8 protein-coding genes are annotated in these 5,216 nt (G+C 48.1%); 6 read left to right on the top strand and 2 right to left on the bottom strand.

Annotated features, from left to right (window positions below; all coding sequences use genetic code 11):
- From RMO35_RS11825 to RMO35_RS11850, 6 genes are all read left to right on the top strand, one after another.
- Window positions 1-207, top strand: a 207-nt coding sequence (locus tag RMO35_RS11825; RefSeq protein ID WP_309741430.1) for a DsbA family protein, incomplete at its 5' end; no start/stop codon positions are given.
- Window positions 208-377: 170 nt separating this feature from the next.
- The gene (locus RMO35_RS11830; protein ID WP_309741431.1) at window positions 378-1,436 is read left to right on the top strand and encodes a thiamine phosphate synthase; all 1,059 of its coding nucleotides are present in this window, start codon (window positions 378-380) and stop codon (window positions 1,434-1,436) included.
- 52 nt (window positions 1,437-1,488) lie between these two features.
- Window positions 1,489-1,701, top strand: coding sequence for a sulfur carrier protein ThiS (thiS, locus tag RMO35_RS11835; RefSeq protein WP_309741432.1), 213 nt, complete (start codon window positions 1,489-1,491; stop codon window positions 1,699-1,701).
- Window positions 1,702-1,765: 64 nt separating this feature from the next.
- The gene (locus RMO35_RS11840) at window positions 1,766-2,350 is read left to right on the top strand and encodes a Uma2 family endonuclease (protein WP_309741433.1); all 585 of its coding nucleotides are present in this window, start codon (window positions 1,766-1,768) and stop codon (window positions 2,348-2,350) included.
- A gap of 110 nt (window positions 2,351-2,460) precedes the next feature.
- Complete coding sequence (locus tag RMO35_RS11845) at window positions 2,461-2,835, top strand: DUF2237 domain-containing protein (RefSeq protein ID WP_309741435.1); 375 nt, start codon at window positions 2,461-2,463, stop codon at window positions 2,833-2,835.
- Window positions 2,832-3,266 carry an NUDIX hydrolase gene (locus RMO35_RS11850; RefSeq protein ID WP_309741437.1) on the top strand — a complete coding sequence of 145 codons (435 nt, stop codon included), beginning with the start codon at window positions 2,832-2,834 and terminating at the stop codon, window positions 3,264-3,266. The genes RMO35_RS11845 and RMO35_RS11850 overlap by 4 nt, the downstream gene beginning before the upstream one ends.
- Here the strand turns inward: RMO35_RS11850 and RMO35_RS11855 are convergent.
- Both RMO35_RS11855 and RMO35_RS11860 read right to left on the bottom strand, forming a co-directional pair.
- Complete coding sequence (locus RMO35_RS11855) at window positions 3,247-4,185, bottom strand: hypothetical protein (protein ID WP_309741438.1); 939 nt, start codon at window positions 4,183-4,185, stop codon at window positions 3,247-3,249. The two genes, RMO35_RS11850 and RMO35_RS11855, sit on opposite strands and share 20 nt — an antisense overlap.
- On the bottom strand, window positions 4,185-5,195 hold the full coding sequence (locus tag RMO35_RS11860) for a DnaJ C-terminal domain-containing protein (RefSeq protein WP_309741439.1): 1,011 nt from the start codon (window positions 5,193-5,195) through the stop codon (window positions 4,185-4,187). The genes RMO35_RS11855 and RMO35_RS11860 overlap by 1 nt, the downstream gene beginning before the upstream one ends.
- Window positions 5,196-5,216 lie beyond the last annotated feature (21 nt).

A 5,216-nucleotide genomic window follows, 5' to 3' on the forward strand; every position in this document is an offset into this window, starting at 1 on the left:
CAAACTGCCACCAGTCTCAAGTTAGATCTCAATAAATTTAACGCCGATCGGAAAATTGCTCCTGATGCGATCGTCGAAGACTTTAGACTCGGACGTAAGCTCGGTGTTGACGGTACGCCCACCTTCATCCTCAATGGCGAAGTCGTCACAGGTGCCGCCTCTTTGGCAGATTTGGAAAAAGCCTTAGCGCAAGTTACTAAGAAGTAAAGGGTAAGAGGTAAAAGGTAAAAGGTAAGAGGTAAGAGCGTAATCCGCTAGTACTCATTCGACTTTTCTCTGCAAGCCAGTTCCCCCGTCCCCGGTCAGTGAGCGACAGCCAAACTGCCCGTCCCCATCTCCCCATCTCCCCATCCCCTCGTCCACCCACCCTCTACCCCATGAGATATCTGTCATTAGCTTCAATCCAGCCAGCCGTATGGCGAATTTTGGATGCAAATTTCGATCGAGCGCGGGAAGGATTGCGGATTATTGAAGAATGGTGCCGCTTTGCTCTCAATAACACCGCACTGGCGAGTGAGTGTAAGCAAATGCGACAAGACTTGGGGATGTGGCATACGCCAGAAATTCGCGCCGCGCGGGATACAGCAGCCGATGTCGGTACTCAATTGAGCCATCCTCGCGAAGAACAACGCACGGGGATCGAGCAACTGCTCCAAGCCAATCTGTGTCGCGTTCAAGAAGCCTTGCGAGTACTGGAAGAATATGGCAAGCTCTACTCCCCGAGCCTGAGTAGTGGCTGTAAGCAGATGCGCTATCGGGTATATACCTTAGAGAGCAATTTACTCGCCTACCGTCGTCGCCAACTGCTCACTAGTGCCAAGTTATATCTAGTTACTACTCCCACCCCAGATTTACTTCCCCGTGTCGAGGCAGCTTTGCAGGGGGGATTGACATTGGTGCAGTATCGTGATAAGCAAGCTAATGATACCGATCGACTGGCGATCGCCCAAGCGATGTGTCAACTGTGCCATAATTATGGCGCGTTATTTATTCTCAACGATCGGGTGGATCTGGCACTAGCTGTCGATGCTGATGGGGTACATTTGGGTCAGCAAGACGTCTCGATCGCACTTGCTAGACAAGTACTGGGTTCCCAAAAGATCGTCGGCAAATCCACGACAAGCCCCGCAGAAATGGCTCAAGCGATCGCCGAAGGTGCCGACTACATTGGCGTTGGGCCAGTGTATGAAACGCCAACTAAACCGGGCAAAGCAGCAGCAGGATTAGAATACGTCCAACACGCCGTTAAAAATGCGACTGTACCTTGGTTTGCGATCGGGGGGATCGATAGTACTAATATCGATGATGTCCTCCAAGCTGGCGCACCAGGGATCGCGATCGTCCGGGCAATTATGGGGGCGGAAAATCCGACTCATGCGGTTCAGTCCTGTTTGTCGATCTTGAATCGAGTGCCGCAGTTGGGGGGTAGGCTTTAGATTTTAGGTTTTAGGTGTTAGGTTTTTCTAGGTTGTTGGTGGTATTGGGTTTATGAGTAATGCGATCGAGTTACAAGTTAATGGTGAGGGTCATACTTGTTTGCCACAGACGACTTTACCTCAATTACTAGTCCAGATGGGTCTAAATCCCCGACTGCTGGCAGTAGAATACAATGGGGAAATTTTGCATCGACAGTTTTGGGACGATACTGTGATTAAAACTAACGATCGATTAGAGATTGTGACGATCGTTGGTGGCGGTTAGGATCGAGCGGAAGAAGATCTTAAATAGAATCAAAAATAGATACTTTTTAATGAGGTGATGAGTAATGGTTGCGGTAAGAGAACATTTTCCTAGATTTACCCCCGCCGAATATTTAGAGTGGGAAGAACAGCAAGAATTCCGCCACGAATATATCAATGGCGAAGTTTATGCCATGACAGGTGGAACGGTAAATCATAGCGAGATTGCTATGAATTTTGGTACGATCCTTCGCAATCAGTTGGAGGATAGTGGTTGCAGAGTGCTTACTTCTGATGCCAGAGTAAGCATTCAGAACTCAAGCGACTATGTGTATCCCGATCTCAGCGTCACTTGCGATCCGGGAGATCGTGGTGCTACGAAGTTTATCTCTCACCCCTGTATCATCATCGAAGTTTTGTCTCCTAGTACGGAGGCGTACGACCGAGGGAATAAATTTAATTTGTATAGAAGAGCCGCTAGTTTGCAGGAGTACATTTTAGTTAGTACGACAGAAATTGCGATCGATATCTATCGGAAGAACGAACGCGGTAGATGGGAAATTAATAATTATCGAGCTGGAGAGCCACTGGAATTAGCAAGTATTAGTTTAACTTTTCCCATCGAAAGGGTCTTTAAGGGCATCGTCTTCGATCCTGAGTCAGCAACTTAAACTAGCGACTAATCTTGCTCTTTGTTTCGATCGGCAGTTGGGCTATATTAAGGATAAAGCGTTCGACCTTCATGCGCTGCCGTTGTAATCACTCAGCCAAATTATAAATTATGAATGCCAACACCGATCGAAATGTCCTCGGCACCGAACTTCAGACTTGCTGTACCGATCCGATGACCGGATTTTTTCGGACGGGCGTTTGCGTGACTGGCCCTCAAGATCGGGGCACACATGTAGTTTGCGCCCGCGTTACCGCTGAATTTTTGACGTATACTAAAGCACAAGGTAACGATCTGAGTACGCCCGTGCCCGCTGCCAATTTCCCAGGCTTAAAACCTGGTGACAAGTGGTGTCTGTGTGCATCGCGGTGGCAGCAAGCATTAGCAGATGGGGTTGCGCCGCCAGTCGATCTGGCAGCTACTCATGATGCGGCGCTCAAGTTTGTGTCCTTAGCAGATCTCCAACAACACGCAATTTCTCTATGAGCGGTGATGCACCTGTCGAAGTCGCGATCGCGATTTTACCCTATGAGGGCAAATTTTTGATGCAATTGCGCGATAATATTCCCACCATTCTCTATCCAGGATTGTGGGGTTTATTTGGCGGACATATCGAGGCTGGGGAAACTCCAGAAGTTGCTGTCGAACGGGAGATACTAGAAGAGATCGGCTATCAGATTAAAGAACCCAAGAAGTTTGGTTGCTATAGTGACGATCGAGTTATCAGACATATATTCTATACACCGCTGACTGTCGAGCTAGATAAATTGGTGTTAACTGAAGGTTGGGATTTTGGGTTGATTAGTCTCGCCCAAATCGAAGCTGGATTCGCTTATTCCGCGATCGCAGGTGAAGAACGTCCGCTCGGGGTGGTACACCAACAAGTCATGCTGGACTTTATCGAATGGTGGGGTTAGTCGATTCAGATTTCTCTGCTGACTGAGCTAGGGTAATTGTAATCGATAGCCCGACTGTCATTACTAACATTGCTTGTGGTGCAAGTGCTAGCAAGATGAGGTAGAAAAATACCAAAAATGAATACACCAAGAAGGAAAGCATCGCAAATCGGCGCGGCGATCGAGAATTAATATGTGGATACCAAGACTGGATCGACACGCATAATGTGTAACCGATCGCTAAAAAATTAGCGGCAACTGTCAAGATTGTTTGCCATTCTTCTGGGAAATAGATGCCGAGGCGAACATAACTGCCACTCATGCGCTGACTTATTTGAGAGCTAGTTATCATTGCCAGACCCGACCAGCCAACTGCGGAAAAGACCAAGCTCAAAACCAGCGGCGGTAATGAAGCGGTCAAGGTTGCGAAAATTGCGCCCAGATACAATAATCCGATGAGCATTAAGCCGAGCGCATTCCAAATCCACGCATGAGGCACAGCCATTTGCACTAGAGCAATGGTATGTAGCGGTAAGGCTAACAGAACTATCCAATAGATGAGAACTGGCACGCCCAGGAGTTTACCCAGCACAATTTCCCAGGGTTTTACAGGAGACAAATCGACCAAATCGAGAGTGCCTGTGCGGATCTCCCGATCGAAATCTTTGGCAATAAAATAGATGCCGCCGATTGCTAGCGCCAGCCAAATTTCCAGATTGAGTAGTTCGCAGACATGCAGCCACCAAGATCGTGAGATGTACCAATAATGGTTGTTAAATTCTAGTACGCGTGGAGCTGGCAATACCACTGTCAGGATTTGAGCTAGCAGTGAGACAAAGGTCGCGATCGCCAGATTTGGCAGCGTTAGTCGTGATTTTAGTTCTCTTCTGAGCTGAGGATTCCAGTCACCAATTAGGTCGAAAATTCGCTCTAACAGCATTAATTTATTGGTAAATCTAGACGCGGATTAAATGATTCGATCTCGCGTAGCTTCTGGTAGAGATCGCGTTCGGCTGGGGCGGGATTTTTGGGGACGACGATTTGAATTTCGAGTAATTGGTCGCCGCGTTTGCCATCATCAGCCGGAAATCCTTTGCCAGCTAATCGCAATTTTTGACCGGAGGCAATACTTTGGGGCAAGCTAATTTTGACTAAGCCATCGAGTGTTGGGACTTCGACAAAACCACCCAAAACAGCTTCGGCGGGAGTAATGGGGAGTTGACAATGGACATTTATTCCCTCAAGTCTAAAAAACTGGTGGGGGGAGACATTAATCTTGAGATAAAGATCGCCACCAGCGATCCCTTGTCCGCGTAGGCGGATTTTTTGCCCTGGGATCATCCCTGGGGGCATCTCGACTTCTAACGAGCGACCATCTTCTTGAATGGTGATGCGTTCGCGTCCGCCTAGATAGGCTTTGTCGAGCGGGAGCGTGAGTTCGGCTTCGAGATTTTTGGGGCGCACTGGCGATGGTGCTTCGGCAAAGGTGTTACGATCGGGACGTTCTGAGTCTCCGGTGCGACTATTGCGGCGTTCGTTATTGCGAGCAGTGCGAGCGGCTTGGGCATCGGTTCGCGCTGCATCATCACTATAATAACCACTGGGACTTGCTTCTTTTTTCCTGCCTAATAATCGATCGATAAAGGTATTGAAATCATCGCCAAAGTCATCCTCATCCGATCGATCTCTGGGCGGATTATTTGGGGTAGCTTTAGTCCGATTCTTGCGCCAAAACCCGGCGAATTTATCATACTGAGATCGCTTGGATCGATCGGATAAAATCTCGTAAGCTTCACTAATATCTTTAAATTTATCCTCAGCGCTTTTGTCCCCAGGATTGAGATCGGGATGGTATTTGCGCGCCAGTTGTCGAAATGACTGTTTGATTTCATCAGCGGAAGCATCCCGCTTCACACCCAATAGCTCGTAATAATTGCGAATGTCTTGCATGGGTTTAGGAGAGATGGGAGA

The organism is Chamaesiphon sp. OTE_20_metabat_361 (assembly GCF_031364565.1).

Bases quoted from the DNA above. Each gene is read 5' to 3' on its own strand.
- RMO35_RS11830 (WP_309741431.1), top strand. From the start codon at position 378: ATGAGATATCTGTCATTAGCTTCAATCCAGCCAGCCGTATGGCGAATT.
- thiS (WP_309741432.1), top strand. From the start codon at position 1,489: ATGAGTAATGCGATCGAGTTACAAGTTAATGGTGAGGGTCATACTTGT.
- RMO35_RS11840 (WP_309741433.1), top strand. From the start codon at position 1,766: ATGGTTGCGGTAAGAGAACATTTTCCTAGATTTACCCCCGCCGAATAT.
- RMO35_RS11845 (WP_309741435.1), top strand. From the start codon at position 2,461: ATGAATGCCAACACCGATCGAAATGTCCTCGGCACCGAACTTCAGACT.
- RMO35_RS11850 (WP_309741437.1), top strand. From the start codon at position 2,832: ATGAGCGGTGATGCACCTGTCGAAGTCGCGATCGCGATTTTACCCTAT.
- RMO35_RS11855 (WP_309741438.1), bottom strand. From the start codon at position 4,185: ATGCTGTTAGAGCGAATTTTCGACCTAATTGGTGACTGGAATCCTCAG.
- RMO35_RS11860 (WP_309741439.1), bottom strand. From the start codon at position 5,195: ATGCAAGACATTCGCAATTATTACGAGCTATTGGGTGTGAAGCGGGAT.